Source organism: Pseudomonas sp. Mb7 (assembly GCF_054790525.1).
Map to the genome: position 1 here is coordinate 500,761 of NZ_CP186501.1, position 20,878 is coordinate 521,638.

The window sequence follows — 20,878 nt, forward strand, 5'->3', positions numbered from 1 at the left end:
CACAGCCTCTAGACTGCCTCCTTGATTTGCTAGAGGAGTGCGCGTCAGTCGCGCTCCCAATCTTTACATAGGCTTCCCCCGAAATGATGGACATCAACGAGATTCGCGAATACCTGCCTCACCGTTACCCGTTCCTGCTGGTGGACCGGGTGGTGGAACTGGACACTGAAGGCAAGCGCATTCGCGCCTACAAGAATGTCAGCATCAATGAACCGTTCTTCAATGGTCACTTCCCGGCGCATCCAATCATGCCGGGCGTGCTGATCATCGAAGCGATGGCTCAGGCTGCCGGGATCCTCGGTTTCAAAATGCTTGATGTGAAGCCTGCCGACGGCACCCTGTATTACTTCGTCGGTTCCGACAAGCTGCGCTTCCGCCAGCCGGTGTTGCCGGGCGATCAACTGATCCTTGAAGCCAAGTTCATCAGCTGCAAGCGTCAGATCTGGAAGTTCGAATGCCAGGCTTCGGTCGACGGCAAACCAGTCTGCTCCGCTGAAATCATCTGCGCGGAACGCAAGCTATGAGTTTGATTGACCCTCGCGCAATCATCGATCCGTCAGCCGTTCTGGCTGATGGCGTCGAGGTCGGCCCGTGGTCGATCATCGGCGCAGGTGTGGAAATCGGCGAGGGTACCGTGATCGGGCCGCATGTAATCCTCAAAGGCCCGACCCGCATCGGCAAGCACAATCGCATCTACCAGTTTTCTTCGGTAGGCGAAGACACGCCTGATCTGAAGTACAAGGGTGAAGAAACCCGTCTGGTGATCGGTGACCACAACGTCATCCGCGAAGGCGTGACGATTCACCGCGGCACCGTGCAGGACCGTTCGGAAACCACGTTGGGCGATCACAATCTGATCATGGCCTATGCGCACATCGGTCACGACAGCGTCATCGGCAACCACTGCATTCTGGTCAACAACACCGCGTTGGCTGGCCATGTGCACGTGGATGACTGGGCGATCCTCTCCGGGTTTACTCTGGTTCACCAGTATTGCCATATCGGCGCCCACAGCTTTTCCGGCATGGGCACTGCCATCGGCAAGGACGTTCCGGCGTTCGTCACCGTGTTCGGCAACCCGGCTGAAGCGCGCAGCATGAACTTCGAGGGCATGCGCCGTCGTGGTTTCAGCGAGGACGCGATCCACACGCTGCGTCGCGCTTACAAAACCGTCTATCGCCAAGGCCTCACGGTCGAACAGGCGTTGGCCGAGCTGGCCGAGCCTGCTGCGCAGTTCCCGGAAGTTGCGATATTCCGTGACTCCATCCAGTCGTCGACTCGCGGCATCACTCGCTGATCATGGCCAATTTGCGTATTGCGCTGGTGGCGGGTGAAGCTTCCGGTGACATTCTCGGCGCCGGCCTCATGCGCGCGCTCAAGGCTCAACATCCGGCGGTCGAGTTCATCGGCGTCGGTGGTCCGTTGATGCAGGCTGAAGGCCTGACTTCCTACTTTCCCATGGAACGCTTGTCGGTCATGGGCCTGGTGGAAGTCCTCGGTCGTTTGCGCGAACTGCTCAAGCGCCGCAAAGACCTGATCGCTACGTTGATCGCCAAGAAGCCGGACGTGTTCATCGGTATCGACGCGCCGGACTTCAACCTCAATATCGAACTTAAGCTGCGTCAGGCCGGGATCAAAACCGTGCATTACGTCAGCCCGTCGGTTTGGGCGTGGCGCCAGAAGCGCGTGCTGAAGATCCGCGAAGGCTGCGATCTGATGCTGACCTTGCTGCCGTTCGAAGCAAAATTCTACGAAGAGAAAGGCGTGCCGGTGCGGTTCGTCGGTCACACCCTGGCCGATACCATTCCGCTGGAAGCTGATCGCGCTGCGGCGCGTGCCGAACTGGGCTTGCCCGACGGCCCGCTGGTGGCGTTGATGCCCGGCAGCCGTGGCGGCGAAGTGTCCCGGTTGGGGGCGTTGTTCCTCGATGCCGCTGAGCGCCTGCGTGCGCTGCGCCCGGGTTTGCGCTTTGTCATCCCGTGCGCCAACCCGGAGCGCCGCGCGCAACTTGAAGAGCTGCTTGCCGGTCGCGATCTGCCGGTGACCCTGCTCGATGGCAAATCCCATCTGGCTCTGGCCGCGTGCAACGCCGTGTTGATCGCCTCCGGCACCGCGACCCTTGAAGCGCTGTTGTACAAGCGGCCGATGGTGGTGGCGTACCGCCTGGCACCGCTGACGTTCTGGATTCTGAAACGCATGGTCAAGAGCCCGTACGTGTCCTTGCCGAACCTGCTGGCCCAACGTCTGCTGGTCCCGGAATTGTTGCAGGATGATGCGACGGTCGAAGCACTGGCGCAGACGCTGTCGCCATTGATCGAGGGCGGCGAAGAGCAGACCCGCGGTTTCGACGAGATCCATCGCACGCTGCGCCTGGACGCTTCCAATCAGGCGGCGGACGCCGTCCTTAACCTGATCGGTCAGAATCGATGAGCAAGACAAGCATACAGATGGGCCTGGATTTCACCCTGGTCGCCGAAGTCGAAGAGCTGGTTGCCGGCGTCGATGAAGTCGGTCGTGGCCCATTGTGCGGCGCGGTGGTGACGGCGGCGGTGATCCTCGATCCGAACCGGCCGATCCTCGGGCTTAACGACTCGAAGAAGCTCACCGAAGCCAAGCGCGAAAAGCTCTACGACGAAATCATCGAGAAGTCCCTGAGCTGGTGCATCGCCCGCGCCGAAGTCGAAGAAATCGACGAGCTGAATATTTTGCACGCGACCATGCTGGCCATGCAGCGCGCGGTTGCCGGGCTGCACATCCAGCCGAAACTGGCGATGATCGACGGCAACCGCTGCCCGCAACTGCCGATGCGCGCCGAAGCGGTCGTGCAGGGCGACGGCAAGGTTCCAGCCATCGCTGCCGCATCGATTCTGGCCAAGGTCAGCCGCGACCGCGAAATGGCCGCCTTCGAATTGATCTACCCGGGTTACGGCATCGGTGGCCATAAAGGCTATCCGACGCCCGTTCATCTGGAAGCGTTGGTGCGCCTTGGCCCGACGCCGATTCACCGGCGCTCGTTCGCCCCGGTGCGTCTGGCTTACGAAGCGCTGGAAGGTCTGACGCAGGTTTAGTCGCCAGGCTGATGTTTTGTTCGAGGCCCGGTACAATCCGGGCCTTGTTGTCTCTATGTAACTGGACAGGATCACTATGCCGGCTTCATTCGTTCATCTACGCCTGCACACTGAATACTCCCTGGTCGACGGGCTGGTGCGGATCAAGCCGCTGGTCAAGGCGCTGACCGCCATGAACATGCCGGCGGTCGCGGTCACCGACCAGAACAACATGTGTTCCCTGGTCAAATTCTACAAAAACACCATGGGCGCGGGCATCAAGCCGATCTGCGGCGCCGACCTGTGGCTGTCGAACAAAGACCCGGACGCACCGCTGAGCCGGCTCAGCCTGTTGGTGATGAACGCCAAGGGCTATCGCAACCTCACCGAGTTGATCTCGCGCGGCTTCATCGAAGGCCAGCGCAACGGCATGATCATCGTCGAGCGTGAGTGGGTCGCCGAAGCCAACGAAGGCCTGATCATGCTGTCCGCCGCCAAAGAAGGCGAGATCGGCATGGCCATGATCGGCGGCAACCCGGCCGAAGCCGAAGCCTTGGCGCGCGAATGGATGGCGGTATTCCCTGATCGTTTCTATCTGGAAATCCAGCGCACCAACCGTCCCAACGATGAAGAACAATTGCACGGTGCCGTCGCCCTCGCCGACAAGCTCGGCGCGCCGCTGGTGGCGACCAACGATGTGCGTTTCATCAAGCAGGAAGACTTCGCCGCCCACGAAACCCGCGTGTGCATCGGTGAGGGCCGTGCCCTCGACGATCCACGGCGCTCGAAGAATTACAGCGATCAGCAATACCTGAAAAGCGCCGAGGAAATGATCGAGCTGTTCAGCGATATTCCCGACGCGATTGAAAACACCGTCGAGATCGCCAAGCGCTGCAACATTGAAGTGAAACTGGGCACTCACTTCCTGCCCAACTTCCCGATTCCCGATGGCATGACCATCGACGAGTATTTCCGCAAAGTCTCCTTCGACGGTCTGGAGGAACGCTTGTCGGTGCTGCTGCCCAAGGACACCACCGAAGACTACGAAGCCAAGCGTCAGGTCTACGTCGACCGACTGAATTTTGAGCTGGATATCATTATCCAGATGGGTTTCCCCGGTTACTTCCTCATCGTTATGGACTTTATCCAGTGGGCCAAGAACAACGGCGTGCCGGTAGGTCCGGGCCGTGGGTCGGGTGCCGGTTCGTTGGTGGCTTATGTACAGAAGATCACCGACCTCGATCCGCTGGAATACGACCTGCTGTTCGAACGCTTCCTTAACCCGGAACGGGTATCCATGCCCGACTTCGACGTCGACTTCTGCATGGACGGTCGCGACCGGGTGATCGACTACGTGGCCGAGAAGTACGGCCGCAACGCGGTAAGCCAGATCATCACTTTCGGTTCCATGGCCGCAAAAGCGGTGGTGCGTGACGTAGCGCGGGTGCAGGGCAAGTCCTACGGCCTGGCGGATCGTCTGTCGAAGATGATTCCGTTCGAAGTCGGCATGACCCTGGAAAAAGCCTACGAGCAGGAAGAAATCCTCCGTGACTTCATCAAGGTTGATGAAGAAGCTGCGGAAATCTGGGAAATGGCGCGCAAGCTCGAAGGCGTTGTGCGTAACGTTGGTAAACACGCCGGTGGTGTGGTTATTGCGCCGACCAAACTGACTGACTTCTCGCCAATCTATTGCGATGAGGCCGGTGACGGTCTGGTGACCCAGTTCGACAAGGACGACGTTGAAGCGGCCGGTCTGGTGAAGTTCGACTTCCTCGGTCTGCGGACCCTGACGATCATCGACTGGGCGCTGAAAACCATTAACCGTGATCGCGCCAAGGTCAACGAGCCGCCGCTGGATATCGCGTTTATCCCGCTGGACGACAAACCGACGTACTCGCTGTTGCAGAAAGCTGAAACCACCGCGGTGTTCCAGCTTGAATCGCGCGGCATGAAAGAGCTGATCAAAAAGCTCAAGCCCGACTGCCTGGAAGACTTGATCGCACTGGTGGCCCTGTTCCGTCCGGGCCCGCTGCAGTCCGGCATGGTGGACGACTTCATCAACCGTAAGCACGGCCGCGCCGAACTGGCGTATCCGCACTCGGATTACCAGTACGAAGGTTTGAAACCGGTTCTGGCACCGACTTACGGCATCATCCTGTATCAGGAACAGGTGATGCAGATTGCTCAGGTCATGGCCGGTTACACCCTTGGCGGTGCGGACATGCTCCGTCGGGCGATGGGTAAGAAAAAACCCGAAGAAATGGCCAAGCAGCGCGGCGGTTTCATTGAAGGTTGCGCGACCAACAACATCGACGCCGACCTTGCCGGTAACATTTTCGACCTGGTAGAAAAATTCGCCGGTTACGGCTTCAACAAATCCCACTCCGCCGCCTACGGCCTGGTCTCGTACCAGACTGCGTGGCTGAAAGCTCACTACCCGGCGCCGTTCATGGCAGCGGTACTTTCTGCGGACATGCACAACACCGACAAGGTCGTGACCTTGATCGAGGAAGTGCGCACGATGAAGCTGCGCCTCGATGCGCCGGACGTGAACACTTCGGAGTTCAAGTTCACGGTGAACGACGACGGCCGCATCGTTTACGGCCTGGGCGCGATCAAAGGTGTTGGTGAAGGCCCGGTTGAGGCGATCACCGAGGCGCGTCAGGAAGGTCCGTTCAAGGATCTGTTCGATTTCTGCGCGCGGGTCGACCTCAAGCGCATCAACAAACGTACCCTCGACGGCTTGATCCGCAGCGGTGCGCTGGATCGTCTGGGGCCGTACTTCCATGACGAACAGAAGGCTTATCAGGCCAACATCGACCGCAACCGCGCCGTGCTGCTGGCAGCGATGGAAGAGGCGATCAAGGCGGCCGAGCAGACCGCGCGTACCCACGACTCTGGTCACGCCGACCTGTTTGGCGGGCTGTTTGTCGAGGAAGACGCCGACGTGTATGCGTCGCACCGCAAGGCCAAGGAGCTGACTCTCAAGGAGCGCCTCAAAGGTGAGAAAGACACCTTGGGCCTGTACCTGACCGGTCACCCGATCGACGAATACGAAGGCGAGATCCGCCGTTTCGCCCGTCAGCGCATCATCGACCTGAAGCCGGCGCGCGATACGCAAACCGTGGCGGGGATGATCATTGCCCTGCGGGTGATGAAGAACAAGAAGGGCGACAAGATGGGTTTCATCACCCTCGACGACCGTTCGGGGCGGATTGAGGCGTCGCTGTTTGCCGATGCGTTCCATTCTGCGCAGTCGTTGTTGCAGACCGACGCGATGGTGGTGGTCGAAGGCGAAGTCAGCAACGATGACTTCTCCGGTGGCCTGCGCCTGCGGGTCAAACGTGTGATGAGCATGGAAGACGCGCGTACCAATCTGGCCGAAAGCCTGCGCCTGAAGCTGCAAACCCAGGATCTCAAAGGCGATCAGCTACGCTGGTTGGGGGATTTGCTCAAGCGTCATCGCGGCGCGTGCCCGATCACCATGGAGTACACGAGCCCGGATGCGAAGACCTTGCTGCAGTTCGGCGAGACCTGGCGGATCGATCCGGCGGATGCGTTGATTCAAGCCCTGCGTGACCAGTTCGGGCGAGACAACGTCTTCCTCCAATACCGTTGACCGGCAAGTGCCATCATGGCGCTTGCCCGCAACCTGAATTTTTAATCTCGACCTCAGCGCGCCTCTCCCTTAAGGTAGGGCGCGAATAGACAACCGGCCGGCCCAAGCTCATTTGGGACACGACCCAAGACGGACGCCTATGAACCCGAATTTTCTAGATTTCGAACAGCCGATCGCCGACCTGCAAGCCAAGATCGAAGAGTTGCGCTTGGTCGGTAATGACAATTCGCTGAATATCGGCGATGAGATCTCCCGCCTGCAGGACAAGAGCAAAACGCTGACCGAAGACATCTTCGGCAAGCTGACCAGCTGGCAGATCGCACGCCTGGCGCGTCACCCGAAACGCCCGTACACCCTCGACTACATCGAGCATATCTTCACCGAGTTCGACGAACTGCACGGTGACCGTCACTTCTCTGACGACGCGGCCATCGTTGGCGGTATCGCCCGTCTGGAAGACCAGCCGGTGATGATCATCGGTCACCAGAAGGGTCGTGAAGTCCGTGAGAAGGTGCGCCGTAACTTCGGCATGCCGCGTCCGGAAGGCTACCGCAAGGCTTGCCGTCTGATGGAGATGGCCGAGCGTTTCAAAATGCCGATCCTGACCTTCATCGACACCCCGGGTGCCTATCCTGGCATCGACGCTGAAGAGCGTAACCAGAGCGAAGCGATCGCCTGGAACCTGCGCGTGATGTCGCGCCTGAAGACCCCGATCATCGCCACCGTTATCGGTGAGGGTGGTTCCGGTGGTGCACTGGCCATTGGCGTCTGCGACCAGCTAAACATGCTGCAGTACTCGACCTACGCGGTAATCTCGCCGGAAGGTTGCGCTTCGATTCTGTGGAAAACCGCCGAAAAAGCGCCGGATGCTGCTGAAGCAATGGGCATCACCGCCGAGCGTCTGAAAGGCCTGGGCATTGTCGACAAGGTGATTGGCGAGCCTCTGGGCGGCGCGCACCGTGATCCGGCGGCTGCGGCTGCATCGATCCGTGCCGAGCTGAGCTCGCAACTGGCGATGCTGAAGAAGTTCGATAACGAAGCGTTGCTGAAGCGCCGTTATGATCGACTGATGAGCTACGGTCTCTAAGTCGAGCGCAATACCCCTGTAGGAGTGAGCCTGCTCGCGATGAGGGCGTAACATTCAACCAATGTGTTGGCTGTCACACCGCTATCGCGAGCAGGCTCACTCCTACATTTGTTTTGGGGCAAAGAGTTAAATATGGGGCAGTCCATGATTGATTTGCCTTCACGGCTTTTGCACAACCTTGAGCCTTGGCGCAATGCCGCTCATTGGCGTATCGCGTTTTCCGGTGGTCTCGATTCCACCGTCCTGCTGCACCTGCTTGCCGATCTGGCAAAAACCGAATCCATCCCCGCGCTAAGCGCTATCCATATCCATCACGGCCTTCAGGCTGCGGCTGATGCGTGGCCGCAACATTGCCAGTCCGTGTGTGATGCGCTGGGAGTGCCGTTGCTGATCGAGCAGGTGACGGTGCAACCAGGCGCGAGTCTGGAGCGGGCGGCGCGGGATGCGCGTTACGCCGTGTTCAGTGCGCTGACCCAAGCTAATGAGGCGTTAATCACTGGTCAGCACCGTGATGATCAGGCGGAAACACTGCTGTTCCGGCTGCTGCGTGGTGCGGGAGTGCGCGGATTGTCGGGAATGCCGCAGCAAAGGCCAGTGGGGCAGGGCATGTTGATTCGCCCGTTGCTGGATGTCACTCGAGCCGAGCTGGAACGTTACGCGCAGGCTCACTCGTTAAGCTGGATCGAAGATCCGTCAAATCAGGATCGACAGTTCTCGCGCAATTACCTGCGCCATCAGGTCATGCCGGTGCTGAGCGAGCGCTGGCCGCAAGCGCAGGCGAACATGGCCCGCAGCGCCGCGCATCTGCGTGAAGCTCAGGGGCTGCTCGATGAGTTGGCGCAGATCGATCTGGCGCAAGCCGCGACTGCTCATGATTATGAATGGCTGGTTTTACCGTCGCTGGAACTGGCGCCGCTCGCCGCACTGTCTGCTGCCCGGCAACGAAACGCGATCAGCCATTGGCTCGAACCCTTCACGCAACTGCCAGATACCGACCACTGGTCGGGTTGGAAAAATCTGTGCGACGCCGCTCACGATGCTTCACCAGTATGGCGTCTGGCCGATGGCGAGCTTCATCGCAGCGCCGGGCGTCTGTGGTGGCTGAGTGGCAACTGGTTGCGCACGCCAGTGATCGGCGTCGAGTGGCAGAGCCCGGCGTCAGCGCTACGCTTGGCCGATAACGGACATGTCACGTTCAGCGGGCAGACTCCCGTCGGGCCTTTGCGCATTGCCTATCGTCAGGGCGGTGAAGTCATGCAGCTGGCGGATCGCGGCCACCGTGACCTCAAGCGCCTGCTCAATGAGCGCGCGGTCCCGGGCTTCATGCGTGGCAGATTGCCGCTGCTGTTTCGCGGCGATGAATTGCTCGCGGTGGCGAACCTGCCGGGACTTGATGGTCATGCACAGGACGGCTGGAAATTGCATTGGCTGCCAACAGACGAAGATCAAGGTTTGAGCTGAAAGGAGCATTCCGGTAGACTACGCTCCCTTCTTGATACAACTTCTGTGGATTCGCCTGAATTGCAGGAGTTGCCGATTACCAAGCAGTCTTTGCTGGGCGATTCCAAAAAATGTGTAGCGAGCAACGTACCGGTGTTTCACCTGCCGGTCTGTCCCAACGCGGCGGTTTTTTTGAAAGGTGCACTGTGATTAATGCAGGTGATCGGGGGCTTCGGCCTTCCTTCGCTTTCCCCGGCGGCTCGTACCGCTTTAACGCAGACTTCTAGGGTTTTTCATGACGCGCTACATATTCGTCACGGGCGGTGTTGTTTCTTCATTGGGGAAAGGCATTGCATCGGCTTCATTGGCAGCCATCCTGGAGGCGCGGGGACTTAAGGTCACCATGCTGAAGCTGGATCCGTACATCAACGTCGATCCGGGCACCATGAGCCCGTTCCAGCACGGTGAAGTGTTCGTCACCCACGACGGCGCCGAGACCGACCTGGACCTGGGGCACTACGAGCGGTTCATCCGCACGACCATGACCCAGAACAACAACTTCACCACCGGTCGTGTCTACGAGCACGTGCTGCGCAAAGAGCGCCGTGGTGACTACCTGGGTGCAACCATCCAGGTGATCCCGCACATCACCGACGAAATCAAGCGCCGCATCATCAAGGGTGCCGGTGACGCTGACGTGGCGATGGTTGAAATCGGTGGCACCGTCGGTGACATCGAGTCGCAACCGTTCCTCGAAGCCATCCGTCAACTGCGTTTCGAAGTCGGCGCCAAGCGCGCGATGCTGATGCACCTGACACTGGTGCCGTACATCGCCACCGCTGGCGAAACCAAGACCAAACCAACCCAGCACTCGGTAAAAGAACTGCGTTCGATCGGCCTGCAGCCAGACGTGCTGGTGTGCCGTTCCGATCACCCGATCGACATCTCGTCGCGTCGCAAGATCGCTCAGTTCACCAACGTTGAAGAGCGTGCGGTGATCGCGCTGGAAGACGCCGACACTATCTACAAGATCCCGGGCATCCTGCATTCGCAGGGTCTGGACGATTTCGTCGTCGAGCGTTTCGGTCTGCAATGCGGCAGCGCGGACCTGTCGTCGTGGGACGCGGTGGTTGACGCCAAGCTGAATCCGGAACACGAAGTGACCATCGCCATGGTCGGCAAGTACATGGAGCTGCTGGACGCTTACAAGTCGTTGATCGAAGCGATGAGTCACGCCGGCATCAGCAACCGCACCAAGGTCAACCTGCGTTACATCGATTCCGAAGATATCGAAAACCAGGGCACTGCGCTGCTCGAAGGTGTCGACGCGATCCTCGTACCGGGCGGCTTCGGTCTGCGTGGCGTGGAAGGCAAGATTACTGCCGTTCAGTACGCTCGCGAAAACAAGGTTCCATACCTGGGTATCTGCCTCGGTATGCAAGTGGCGGTCATCGAGTTCGCCCGTAACGTGATGGGCTGGAAAGACGCCAACTCCACCGAGTTCGATCGCGCCAGCGGCCATCCGGTGGTCGGTCTGATCACCGAGTGGGAAGACGCGACCGGTGCCGTTGAAGTACGTACCGAATCGTCCGACCTGGGCGGCACCATGCGCCTTGGCGCTCAGGACTGCCTGCTTGAAGCCGGTTCCAAGGTCCACGACTGCTACGGCAAGGACGTGATCGTCGAGCGTCACCGTCACCGTTACGAAGTGAACAACAACCTGCTGCCACAGCTGATCGAAGCTGGCCTGAAAATTTCCGGTCGCTCCGCTGATGCGGCGCTGGTTGAAGTGGTTGAAGCGGCCGATCACCCATGGTTCGTTGCTTGCCAGTTCCACCCTGAGTTCACCTCGACACCACGTGATGGCCATCCGCTGTTCAGCGGTTTTGTCAAAGCAGCGTTGGCTCAACACCAGAAAAAGGCGTAACCCCGATGGCACAGAAGATCATCCGCGTCGGCGACATTGAAATTGCCAACGACAAACCCATGGTGCTGTTCGGCGGCATGAACGTGCTGGAAAGCCGTGACATGGCCATGCAGGTTTGCGAAGAGTACGTAAAGGTCACCGAAAAACTCGGTATCCCTTACGTGTTCAAGGCCAGTTTCGACAAGGCTAACCGTTCTTCTGTGGCCTCTTATCGTGGTCCTGGCCTGGAAGAGGGCATGCGCATCTTCCAGGACATCAAACAAGCCTTTGGCGTGCCGATCATCACCGACGTCCACGAGCCTGATCAGGCCGCGGTCGTCGCTGAGGTCTGCGACATCATTCAACTGCCGGCCTTCCTGTCGCGCCAGACCGATCTGGTCGTCGCGATGGCCAAGACCAATGCAGTGATCAACATCAAGAAAGCCCAGTTCCTCGCGCCTCAGGAAATGAAACACATCCTGAACAAGTGTGTGGAAGCGGGTAACGATCAATTGATCCTCTGCGAGCGTGGTTCGAGCTTCGGCTACAACAACCTCGTGGTCGACATGCTCGGCTTCGGCATCATGAAGCAGTTCGAGTACCCGGTATTCTTCGACGTGACCCACGCGCTGCAAATGCCTGGCGGTCGTGCCGACTCCGCTGGCGGTCGCCGTGCCCAGGTTCTGGATCTGGCCAAGGCGGGCATGAGCCAGTCGTTGGCAGGTCTGTTCCTCGAAGCGCACCCGGATCCGGACAATGCCAAATGCGACGGCCCTTGCGCCTTGCGTCTGGACAAACTGGAGCCATTCCTGGCCCAGCTCAAGGCTTTGGACGAACTGGTGAAGAGTTTTCCGACGGTAGAAACCGCGTAACACTCAATTCTCCGGTAAAGTACCGCACGATTTGTCGCTCATGCCCTCGGGCATGAGCGTTATCGTCTGCAAGCCTGCCCGCTGCACACCCCTTGCCGACGGTAAAAAGATTTCCTCTAGCTGCGTCGTTTTCGTCAACTTTGGAGTGTTTACAACAATGGCAAAAATCGTCGACATCAAAGGTCGTGAAGTTCTCGACTCCCGTGGCAATCCCACCGTGGAAGCGGACGTGCTTCTCGACAACGGCATCATCGGCAGCGCTTGCGCGCCGTCCGGTGCATCCACTGGCTCGCGTGAAGCACTCGAGCTGCGTGATGGCGACAAGAGCCGTTACCTGGGCAAGGGCGTGCTCAAAGCGGTAGCCAACATCAACGGTCCGATCCGCGATCTGCTGCTGGGCACCGACCCAAGTGACCAGAAAGCCCTGGATCACGCGATGATCAAGCTCGACGGTACCGAAAACAAGGCAACCCTGGGCGCCAACGCCATCCTCGCCGTGTCCCTGGCTGCGGCCAAGGCTGCTGCACAGGATCAGGACCTGCCGCTGTACGCACACATCGCCAACCTCAACGGCACTCCGGGTGTTTACTCGATGCCGGTACCGATGATGAACATCATCAACGGTGGCGAGCACGCCGATAACAACGTCGACATCCAGGAATTCATGGTGCAGCCGGTTGGCGCCAAGTCGTTCTCGGAAGGTCTGCGCATGGGCACCGAGATTTTCCATCACTTGAAAGCTGTGCTGAAGGCCCGTGGCCTGAGCACTGCCGTTGGCGACGAAGGCGGTTTCGCACCGAACCTGGCGTCCAACGAAGACGCGCTGAAAGTGATCTCGGAAGCTGTGGCCAACGCCGGTTACAAGCTGGGCACCGACGTGACCCTGGCGCTGGACTGCGCGGCTAGCGAATTCTACGAAGACGGCAAGTACAACCTGTCCGGCGAAGGCCAGGTGTTCACCGCTGAAGGTTTCGCCGATTACCTCAAAGGCCTGACCGAACGTTATCCGATCATCTCGATCGAAGACGGTCTGGACGAGTCCGACTGGGCTGGCTGGAAGATCCTCACCGACAAGATCGGCGAGAAGACTCAGCTGGTGGGCGACGACCTGTTCGTAACCAACACCAAGATCCTGAAAGAAGGCATCGATAAAAAGATCGCCAACTCGATCCTGATCAAGTTCAACCAGATCGGCACCCTGACCGAAACCCTGGAAGCCATCCAGATGGCCAAGGCTGCCGGTTACACCGCAGTGATCTCGCACCGTTCGGGCGAAACCGAAGATTCGACCATTGCCGACCTGGCTGTGGGCACCTCGGCTGGCCAGATCAAGACCGGTTCCCTGTGCCGTTCCGACCGCGTTTCCAAGTACAACCAACTGCTGCGTATCGAAGAGCAGTTGAATGGCAAGGCCAAGTACAACGGTCGCAGCGAGTTCCGCGGCTAAGTACAAATCGATGGAAGGACACCGGATTGTGTCGAAAAAGTCGTGACAGCGATGGATTTGCCACTAATCTGATGCCTTAACAGCACAAGCCTGGGTCTTCCAGGCTTCGTGCTATCAGATGCTTCAAAGTTTTGGCGTGGCTGTCTTTTTTCACTGGATACCTGATATTCGATGCGCAGTCCTTACTGGTTGTTTCTCGTTTTGCTCTTGCTACTGGCCGGTTTGCAGTACCGCCTGTGGGTGGGCAATGGCAGTCTGGCGCAAGTCGCCGAGCTGAATCAGCAGATAGCTGATCAACACGCCGAGAACGAAGGTTTGCTGGAGCGCAATCGCGTGATGGACGCTGAAGTCAGCGAGTTGAAAAAGGGCATGGAGACCGTTGAAGAGCGGGCTCGTCACGAACTGGGCATGGTCAAGGACGGCGAAACCCTTTACCAGTTGGCCCAATGATCAATTCCCTGCCGGCCTTCTGGGCCGTGATTCCTGCTGCGGGCATCGGTGCCCGAATGGCCGCGGACCGTCCCAAGCAATACCTGCAACTGGGCGGACGCACAATTCTCGAACACAGCCTCGGCTGCTTCCTCGATCACCCAAGCCTTAAGGGCCTGGTGGTCAGTCTTGCTGTTGATGATCCTTATTGGCCGAACCTGGCGTGCGCTGGCGATTCGCGTATTCAGCGCGTCGAGGGCGGCGCCGAGCGTTCCGGCTCGGTGCTCAATGCTTTGCTGCATTTGCATGCGCAGGGTGCCGATGATGAGGATTGGGTGCTGGTGCACGATGCGGCACGACCGAATCTGAGTCGCGAAGATCTCGACAAGTTACTGGATGAACTGGCGGACGATCCGGTCGGCGGCCTGCTCGCCGTTCCGGCGCGCGACACCTTGAAGCGAGTCGACAAGCACGGTCGTGTGCTGGAGACCGTGGATCGCAGCGTGATCTGGCAGGCGTATACGCCGCAGATGTTTCGCCTCGGCGCGTTGCATCGGGCGTTGGCGGACAGTCTGGTGGCGGATGCTGTGATCACTGATGAAGCTTCGGCGATGGAGTGGGCGGGGCTTAAGCCTCGTCTGATTGAAGGGCGGGCGGATAACCTCAAGGTGACCCGGCCGGAAGATCTGGAGTGGTTGCGTCAGCGTTGGGCGAATCGCCGCTGAATTTTTGTGGTGCCTGTTGAATCGCCATCGCGAGCAGGCTCACTCCTACATTTTGAAATGCGTTCCCCTGTAGGAGTGAGCCTGCTCGCGATAGCGCATTTACAGCCAACGCAACACTCATTCCTGATACTCCGGCCGCTCAGCCAATCCTTCCTTGAGAAAATCCACCAACTTGCGCACCTTCGGCGACAAGTGCCGCTGTTGCGGGTATAGCGCCCACACCGCCGTATTTGGTGGCTGATGCGCCTCCAGCAACGAAATTAGCGCGCCGCTGTGCAAATGCTCCAGCACGTAATAATCCGGCAATTGACACAGCCCAACCCCCTGCAACGCCGCATCCAGCACCGCTTGCCCGCTGTTGCAGCGCCAGTTGCCCTGCACGCGCTGGGAAAACTCCCGTCCGTTTTGCTCAAGCTGCCAGATGTCCGAGCTGCCAATCAGGCAATTGTGCCGACTCAATTCCGACAGGCTATGTGGGCGACCGTACCGCTCGACGTAGGACGGTGACGCACACAGATACATTCGCCGTGGCGCCAGGCGTGTTGCGACCAATCGCGAGTCCTGCAAACGACCCAGGCGAATCGCCAGATCCAGGCCTTCATGCACCAGATCGAGCTGGCGATTGCTCAGTTCGATATCGATGCGCAGTTGTGGATAAAGCCCCATGAACCGCGTCACCAGCGGCACGATAAAACGCTCGCCGTAGGCTACTGCGCAGGTCATGCGCAGCATGCCTTTCGGTTCGCTGGTCAGATCGCCGACGGCGCGCAAGGCTTCTTCGCGGCCATCCTGCAAGCGTTGGCAATGTTGCAGGAAGGTCTGCCCGGCCTCGGTCAGCGTCACCCGGCGTGTGCTGCGATAGAGCAGGCGCGTCTGAAGTCTTTCTTCCAGCCGTACGATTTGTCGGCTGATGTGCGAGGACGAAACTCCAAGACGCTCGGCAGCGGCAGTGAACTGGCTGCATTCAGCGACGGCGACGAACTCGTCGATGCCTTCCCAGCGATTTTCGGACATCGGGATTATCCCTGTATGGCAATAATGTTTTGCTTTTGTCCTGATTATTCATCGTAAAGCCATGTATTACACTCCTTGTCTGGTTTTTTATTCATTGGATTCACTGGAGAGTCAGCATGATCAAGTCGCGCGCCGCCGTTGCCTTCGAGGCCAAGAAGCCGCTGGAAATCGTAGAAGTCGATGTCGCCATGCCCAAGGCCGGTGAAGTCCTGCTGCGCGTAGTGGCTTCCGGGGTTTGCCACACAGACGCTTACACCCTGTCCGGTGCAGACCCGGAAGGCATCTTCCCGTCGATCCTCGGCCACGAAGGCGGCGCCATCGTCGAAGCGATCGGCGAAGGCGTGACCTCGGTTGCGGTGGGCGATCACGTCATTCCGCTGTACACCCCGGAATGCGGCCAGTGCAAATTCTGCAAGTCGGGTAAGACCAACCTGTGTCAGGCGATTCGCGCGACTCAGGGCAAGGGTTTGATGCCGGACGGCACTTCGCGTTTTTCCTACAAGGGCGAAACCATTTTCCACTACATGGGTACTTCGACATTCTCGGAATACACCGTGTTACCGGAAATCTCCGTGGCCAGGATCTCCAAAGATGCGCCGCTGGAAAAGGTTTGCCTGCTGGGCTGCGGCGTCACCACCGGTATCGGTGCGGTGCTCAACACTGCCAAGGTCAAACCCGGTGACACCGTGGCCATCTTCGGTCTGGGCGGCATTGGTTTGTCCGCAGTCATTGGCGCGGTGAAAGCCAAGGCTGCGCGAATCATCGCCATCGACATCAACCCGGCCAAGTTCGAGATCGCCAAACAACTCGGCGCTACCGACTGCGTAAACCCGAAAGATTTCGATCGTCCGATCCAGGAAGTGATCGTCGACATGACCGATGGCGGCGTCGACTTCTCCTTCGAGTGCATCGGCAACGTGCAATTGATGCGCGCCGCCCTTGAGTGCTGCCACAAAGGTTGGGGCGAGTCGGTGATCATCGGTGTGGCCGGTGCCGGCCAGGAAATCGCTACCCGTCCATTCCAACTGGTGACTGGTCGCGTCTGGCGCGGTTCGGCATTCGGTGGCGTGCGCGGTCGTACCGAGTTGCCAAGCTACGTCGACATGGCCCAGAGCGGCGAGATTCCGCTGGATACTTTCATCACCCACACCATGGGCCTGGAAGACATCAACAAGGCCTTCGACCTGATGCACGAAGGCAAGAGCATCCGTACCGTCATTCATTTCTAAAAGCAGCGCCAAGTACAAGCTTCAAGCTGCAAGCAAAGGCGCTTTTGTCCTTTCTTGAAGCTCGAAGCTTGCCACTTGCAGCTGGGAGAATCCCATGAGTCTGGAAAACATCTCCTGTCAGAAGAGTTTCGGCGGTTGGCACAAGCGTTATCGCCATCGCTCAGACGTGCTCGGTTGCGACATGGTGTTCGCCGTATACCTGCCGCCGCAGGCGGAACAGGGCGGCAAGTTGCCGGTGGTGTACTGGCTGTCAGGCCTGACCTGCACCGACGAGAATTTCATGCAAAAGGCCGGCGCGATGCGCATGGCTGCCGAACTGGGTCTGATCATTGTTGCGCCGGACACCAGCCCGCGCGGCCCCGATGTCCCGGGTGATCCGGACAACGCTTGGGATTTCGGCCTCGGTGCCGGTTTCTATCTGAATGCCACGCAGGAACCTTGGTCGCGCCACTATCGGATGCATGACTATGTCGTGCATGAGTTGCCTGCACTGGTCGAAGCGCATTTCCCCGCCTCGGACAAACGCAGCATCAGCGGTCACTCCATGGGCGGTCACGGTGCGCTGGTCTGCGCGCTGCGTAACCCGGGACGCTATCAATCGGTGTCGGCGTTCTCGCCAATCAACAACCCGATGGATTGCCCGTGGGGTCAGAAAGCCTTTTCGCGCTACCTGGGCGAAGACCGTTCCAAATGGAAAGAGTGGGATGCCTGCGCACTGATTGCCGAGGCGGATGAAAAACTGCCGCTGCTGGTCGATCAAGGGGATCGCGATGACTTCCTCGCCACCCAGCTCAAACCCGAAGCTTTGCAACAAGCGGCAAAACAAGCGGGTCATCCGCTGACATTGCGCTTGCAACCGGGCTACGACCACAGCTATTTCTTCATCTCAAGCTTCATAGACGACCACTTGCAGCATCACGCACAAGCCCTTCGGGACTAATGCAGGTAGAATCACGCCCTGACAAAAATCGGGGCGTTTTTTATGCGTATTGGCCACGGCTATGATGTGCACCGTTTCGCTGAAGGCGATTTCATTACTCTGGGCGGCGTGCGCATCGCACACAGCTTCGGGCTGCTCGCTCATTCCGACGGTGATGTCCTGCTGCACGCCTTGAGCGATGCCTTGCTCGGCGCCGCGGCGCTGGGTGATATCGGCAAGCATTTCCCGGACACCGACCCGCAATTCAAGGGCGCCGACAGCCGTGTGTTGCTGCGTCATGTGGTCGCGCTGATCCATGCCAAAGGCTGGAAAGTCGGCAACGTCGACAACACCGTCGTTGCCCAGGCGCCAAAAATGGCGCCGCATATCGAATCGATGCGCGCGCTGATCGCGGCGGATCTTCAAGTTGAGTTGGATCAAGTGAACGTGAAAGCTACCACCACCGAAAAGCTCGGCTTTGTCGGTCGCGAAGAAGGCATCGCCGTGCACTCCGTTGCCTTGTTGCTGCGCGCATGAATGAACTGCAATTGCTCGGCCCGCGTGCCTATGGTGAACCCCTCGGCACGGCGGTACTGAAAGCCATCGCTGAAGACTTTCAGGTCGATGAAGTCCTCGATATTCCGTTCAGCGGCGATGGCGAACATCTGTGGATCTGGGTCGAAAAACGCGGCCTGAACACTGAAGAAGCCGCGCGGCGTATCGCCAAGGCTGCCGGCGTGCCGTTGCGCACCGTCAGCTATGCCGGTCTCAAGGATCGTCAGGCGCTGACTCGCCAGTGGTTCAGCGTGCAATTGCCGGGCAAGGCCGATCCGGATTTGTCGGCGGCGGAAAACGACACGCTGAAGATTCTCAAGACCACTCGCCACAAACGCAAACTGCAACGCGGTGCGCATTCGGCCAACGGTTTTACCTTGCGTTTGACTCAGTTCGATGGCGACAAAGCAGCGATTGAGCAGCGTCTGCAGCTGATAGCCCAACAAGGCATCCCCAATTATTTCGGCGCCCAGCGTTTCGGCCACGACGGCGGCAATGTTGTTGATGCGCGTTCGTGGGCGGCGCGCAAGGCGTTGCCGGAGCAACGCAATGTTCGTTCGCGCCTGCTCTCGACCGCGCGCAGTTTTCTCTTCAACAAGGTGCTCGCCGCACGAGTGGCCGATGGCACCTGGCAAAAAGCCCAGGTCGGCGACCTGCTCGCGTTCACCGACAGCCGCAGTTTTTTCCCGGCCGGAGAAGCTGAATGCAGCGACCCGCGTCTGGCGATTCTCGATCTGCACCCGACCGGTCCACAGTGGGGCAAAGGTGACTCGCCGACCGCAGGCGTTGTCCATGAATTGGAGCAGGGGATCGCCGCCGATGAAGCAGAGCTGCGCGATTGGTTGATTCATGCCGGCATGAGCCACGAACGTCGCATCCTGCGGCTGCCCATTGCCGGGTTGACGTGGCATTATCCCCAGCCTGACATTCTGCAACTGGAATTCGTCCTCCCGGCCGGATGCTTCGCCACCGTATTGGTGCGCGAGCTTGTTGATCTGGTGCCGGTGGGGCAGACGGACAGCCCATGCGTATTCTGATTTCTAACGACGATGGGGTAACCGCACCCGGTCTCGCCGCGCTTTATGCTGCGCTGGCGGATTACACCGAGTGCGTGGTTATCGCCCCGGAGCAGGACAAAAGCGGCGCCAGCAGTTCGCTGACGCTCGACCGTCCGCTGCACCCGCAATACCTGGCCAACGGCTTTATCAGCCTCAACGGCACCCCGACCGACTGCGTGCACCTGGGCCTCAACGGCTTGCTGGAGCGCGAGGCGGACATGGTGGTTTCCGGGATCAACCTCGGCGCCAATCTTGGCGATGACGTGCTGTATTCCGGGACAGTGGCGGCCGCCCTTGAGGGACGTTTTCTCGAGCGTCCGTCGTTCGCTTTTTCGCTGGTCTCGCGGCAGGTGGATAATCTGCCGACGGCGGCCTACTTTGCGCGCAAACTGGTCGAGGCCCATGCCGGGCTTGATCTGCCACCGCGCACGGTGCTCAACGTGAACATTCCCAATCTGCCGATCGACCATATTCGCGGTATTCAATTGACCCGCCTCGGCCATCGCGCCCGTGCAGCGGCGCCGATGAAAGTGGTCGATCCACGGGGCAAGGCCGGTTACTGGATTGCCGCGGCCGGTGATGCCGAAGATGGCGGCCCGGGCACTGATTTTCACGCAGTGATGCAGGGCTATGTTTCCATCACGCCGTTGCAGCTCGATCGCACCTTCAACGATGCGTTCAGAAGCCTCGACGGCTGGCTGGAGGGACTGCGCTGATGGCCCGTGAACATGAAGACAGGCTGCGCAGCGGGATCGGCATGACCTCTCAGCGTACCCGCGAGCGGCTGATCCAGCGCCTGTACGAAGAGGGCGTGTCCAACGCCAAGGTGCTGGAAGTGATCCGGCGTACGCCGCGTCATCTGTTCGTCGATGAAGCGCTGGCACACCGTGCTTATGAAGACACGGCGCTGCCGATCGGCAATAACCAGACGATTTCCCAGCCTTATATGGTGGCGCGCATGAGCGAGCTGCTGCTGGAGGCGGGCCCACTGGATAAGGTGCTGGAGATCGGCACCGGTTCCGGTTACCAGACGGCGGTGTTGTCACAACTGGTTGAGCGGGTGTTCTCGGTTGAGCGCATCAAGGTACTGCAGGATCGCGCCAAGGAACGTTTGGTTGAACTTAACCTGCGCAACGTGGTGTTCCGCTGGGGCGATGGTTGGGAAGGGTGGCCGGCGCTGGCACCTTATAACGGTATTATCGTCACCGCCGTGGCCACGGATGTACCGCAAGCCTTGCTTGACCAACTAGCTCCGGGCGGACGCATGGTGATTCCGGTGGGCTCCGGGGAAGTGCAGCAATTGTTGCTGATCGTGCGTGAGGAAAACGGCTTTTCCCGGCATGTTCTCGGGGCTGTCCGTTTTGTGCCGTTGCTCAATGGGCCACTGGCCTGAGCATTTGTTTGCGTGCGCTGAATTCCTTTCGTTCGCTTGTGTCTTACTTCGGCGACGATGGTTTAAACGCAGCAGATTGTCAGCTGGCAAACGTGTGCGTGAAGCGATTTCGCTTCATTAAAGGTAAAGCCGATCCGG

19 protein-coding genes are annotated in these 20,878 nt (G+C 59.2%); 18 read left to right on the plus strand and 1 reads right to left on the minus strand.

From position 1 onward, the window contains the following. Positions 1 to 83 precede the first annotated feature (83 nt). The 12 genes from fabZ to ispD all read left to right on the plus strand — a co-directional run bounded on the left by fabZ (position 84) and on the right by ispD (position 14,572). The gene (gene fabZ, locus ACOYXH_RS02205) at positions 84 to 524 is read left to right on the plus strand and encodes a 3-hydroxyacyl-ACP dehydratase FabZ (RefSeq protein ID WP_003222142.1); all 441 of its coding nucleotides are present in this window, start codon (positions 84 to 86) and stop codon (positions 522 to 524) included. Then, complete coding sequence (gene lpxA / locus ACOYXH_RS02210; protein WP_007908847.1) at positions 521 to 1,297, plus strand: acyl-ACP--UDP-N-acetylglucosamine O-acyltransferase; 777 nt, start codon at positions 521 to 523, stop codon at positions 1,295 to 1,297. The genes fabZ and lpxA overlap by 4 nt, the downstream gene beginning before the upstream one ends. A gap of 2 nt (positions 1,298 to 1,299) precedes the next feature. After that, complete coding sequence (gene lpxB / locus ACOYXH_RS02215; RefSeq protein ID WP_258709324.1) at positions 1,300 to 2,430, plus strand: lipid-A-disaccharide synthase; 1,131 nt, start codon at positions 1,300 to 1,302, stop codon at positions 2,428 to 2,430. A gap of 11 nt (positions 2,431 to 2,441) precedes the next feature. Further along, entirely contained in the window at positions 2,442 to 3,068 is a 627-nt protein-coding gene (gene rnhB, locus ACOYXH_RS02220; protein ID WP_053117640.1) for a ribonuclease HII, read from the plus strand. Positions 3,069 to 3,144: 76 nt separating this feature from the next. Beyond that, positions 3,145 to 6,666: a DNA polymerase III subunit alpha gene (gene dnaE, locus ACOYXH_RS02225; RefSeq protein ID WP_038357916.1), complete on the plus strand. Its 3,522-nt coding sequence runs from the start codon at positions 3,145 to 3,147 to the stop codon at positions 6,664 to 6,666. A 139-nt stretch (positions 6,667 to 6,805) separates the two neighbouring features. After that, a complete protein-coding gene (locus ACOYXH_RS02230; protein ID WP_038357918.1) occupies positions 6,806 to 7,753 on the plus strand; it encodes an acetyl-CoA carboxylase carboxyltransferase subunit alpha in 948 nt (315 codons plus the stop codon). Positions 7,754 to 7,885: 132 nt separating this feature from the next. Then, on the plus strand, positions 7,886 to 9,214 hold the full coding sequence (tilS, locus tag ACOYXH_RS02235) for a tRNA lysidine(34) synthetase TilS (RefSeq protein ID WP_220558169.1): 1,329 nt from the start codon (positions 7,886 to 7,888) through the stop codon (positions 9,212 to 9,214). 274 nt (positions 9,215 to 9,488) lie between these two features. Then, positions 9,489 to 11,120 (plus strand): CTP synthase, encoded by a 1,632-nt coding sequence (locus ACOYXH_RS02240; RefSeq protein ID WP_460410225.1) that lies wholly within the window; start codon positions 9,489 to 9,491, stop codon positions 11,118 to 11,120. A gap of 5 nt (positions 11,121 to 11,125) precedes the next feature. Beyond that, the gene (kdsA, locus tag ACOYXH_RS02245; RefSeq protein ID WP_095050406.1) at positions 11,126 to 11,971 is read left to right on the plus strand and encodes a 3-deoxy-8-phosphooctulonate synthase; all 846 of its coding nucleotides are present in this window, start codon (positions 11,126 to 11,128) and stop codon (positions 11,969 to 11,971) included. 157 nt (positions 11,972 to 12,128) lie between these two features. After that, complete coding sequence (gene eno, locus ACOYXH_RS02250) at positions 12,129 to 13,418, plus strand: phosphopyruvate hydratase (protein ID WP_093436567.1); 1,290 nt, start codon at positions 12,129 to 12,131, stop codon at positions 13,416 to 13,418. Positions 13,419 to 13,589: 171 nt separating this feature from the next. Then, a complete protein-coding gene (gene ftsB, locus ACOYXH_RS02255) occupies positions 13,590 to 13,868 on the plus strand; it encodes a cell division protein FtsB (protein WP_007908838.1) in 279 nt (92 codons plus the stop codon). Continuing rightward, on the plus strand, positions 13,865 to 14,572 hold the full coding sequence (ispD, locus tag ACOYXH_RS02260; RefSeq protein ID WP_220558173.1) for a 2-C-methyl-D-erythritol 4-phosphate cytidylyltransferase: 708 nt from the start codon (positions 13,865 to 13,867) through the stop codon (positions 14,570 to 14,572). Before ftsB ends, ispD begins: the two co-directional genes overlap by 4 nt. Positions 14,573 to 14,689: 117 nt before the next feature. Here ispD and ACOYXH_RS02265 read toward each other — a convergent pair whose 3' ends face one another. Further along, the gene (locus ACOYXH_RS02265; RefSeq protein WP_095050408.1) at positions 14,690 to 15,586 is read right to left on the minus strand and encodes a LysR family transcriptional regulator; all 897 of its coding nucleotides are present in this window, start codon (positions 15,584 to 15,586) and stop codon (positions 14,690 to 14,692) included. A gap of 116 nt (positions 15,587 to 15,702) precedes the next feature. On the opposite strand from ACOYXH_RS02265, the gene ACOYXH_RS02270 reads away from it, so the two are divergent. From ACOYXH_RS02270 to ACOYXH_RS02295, 6 genes are all read left to right on the plus strand, one after another. Further along, complete coding sequence (locus ACOYXH_RS02270; protein ID WP_093436558.1) at positions 15,703 to 16,815, plus strand: S-(hydroxymethyl)glutathione dehydrogenase/class III alcohol dehydrogenase; 1,113 nt, start codon at positions 15,703 to 15,705, stop codon at positions 16,813 to 16,815. A gap of 94 nt (positions 16,816 to 16,909) precedes the next feature. Further along, positions 16,910 to 17,755: an S-formylglutathione hydrolase gene (gene fghA / locus ACOYXH_RS02275; RefSeq protein ID WP_460410226.1), complete on the plus strand. Its 846-nt coding sequence runs from the start codon at positions 16,910 to 16,912 to the stop codon at positions 17,753 to 17,755. Between the two features lie 42 nt (positions 17,756 to 17,797). After that, positions 17,798 to 18,271, plus strand: coding sequence for a 2-C-methyl-D-erythritol 2,4-cyclodiphosphate synthase (gene ispF, locus ACOYXH_RS02280; protein ID WP_053159558.1), 474 nt, complete (start codon positions 17,798 to 17,800; stop codon positions 18,269 to 18,271). Next, positions 18,268 to 19,326: a tRNA pseudouridine(13) synthase TruD gene (truD, locus tag ACOYXH_RS02285; RefSeq protein ID WP_460410227.1), complete on the plus strand. Its 1,059-nt coding sequence runs from the start codon at positions 18,268 to 18,270 to the stop codon at positions 19,324 to 19,326. The genes ispF and truD overlap by 4 nt, the downstream gene beginning before the upstream one ends. Then, on the plus strand, positions 19,314 to 20,063 hold the full coding sequence (surE, locus tag ACOYXH_RS02290; RefSeq protein WP_007908831.1) for a 5'/3'-nucleotidase SurE: 750 nt from the start codon (positions 19,314 to 19,316) through the stop codon (positions 20,061 to 20,063). The genes truD and surE overlap by 13 nt, the downstream gene beginning before the upstream one ends. Before the next feature lie 41 nt (positions 20,064 to 20,104). Continuing rightward, on the plus strand, positions 20,105 to 20,740 hold the full coding sequence (locus ACOYXH_RS02295; protein ID WP_171057346.1) for a protein-L-isoaspartate(D-aspartate) O-methyltransferase: 636 nt from the start codon (positions 20,105 to 20,107) through the stop codon (positions 20,738 to 20,740). Positions 20,741 to 20,878: the final 138 nt, after the last annotated feature.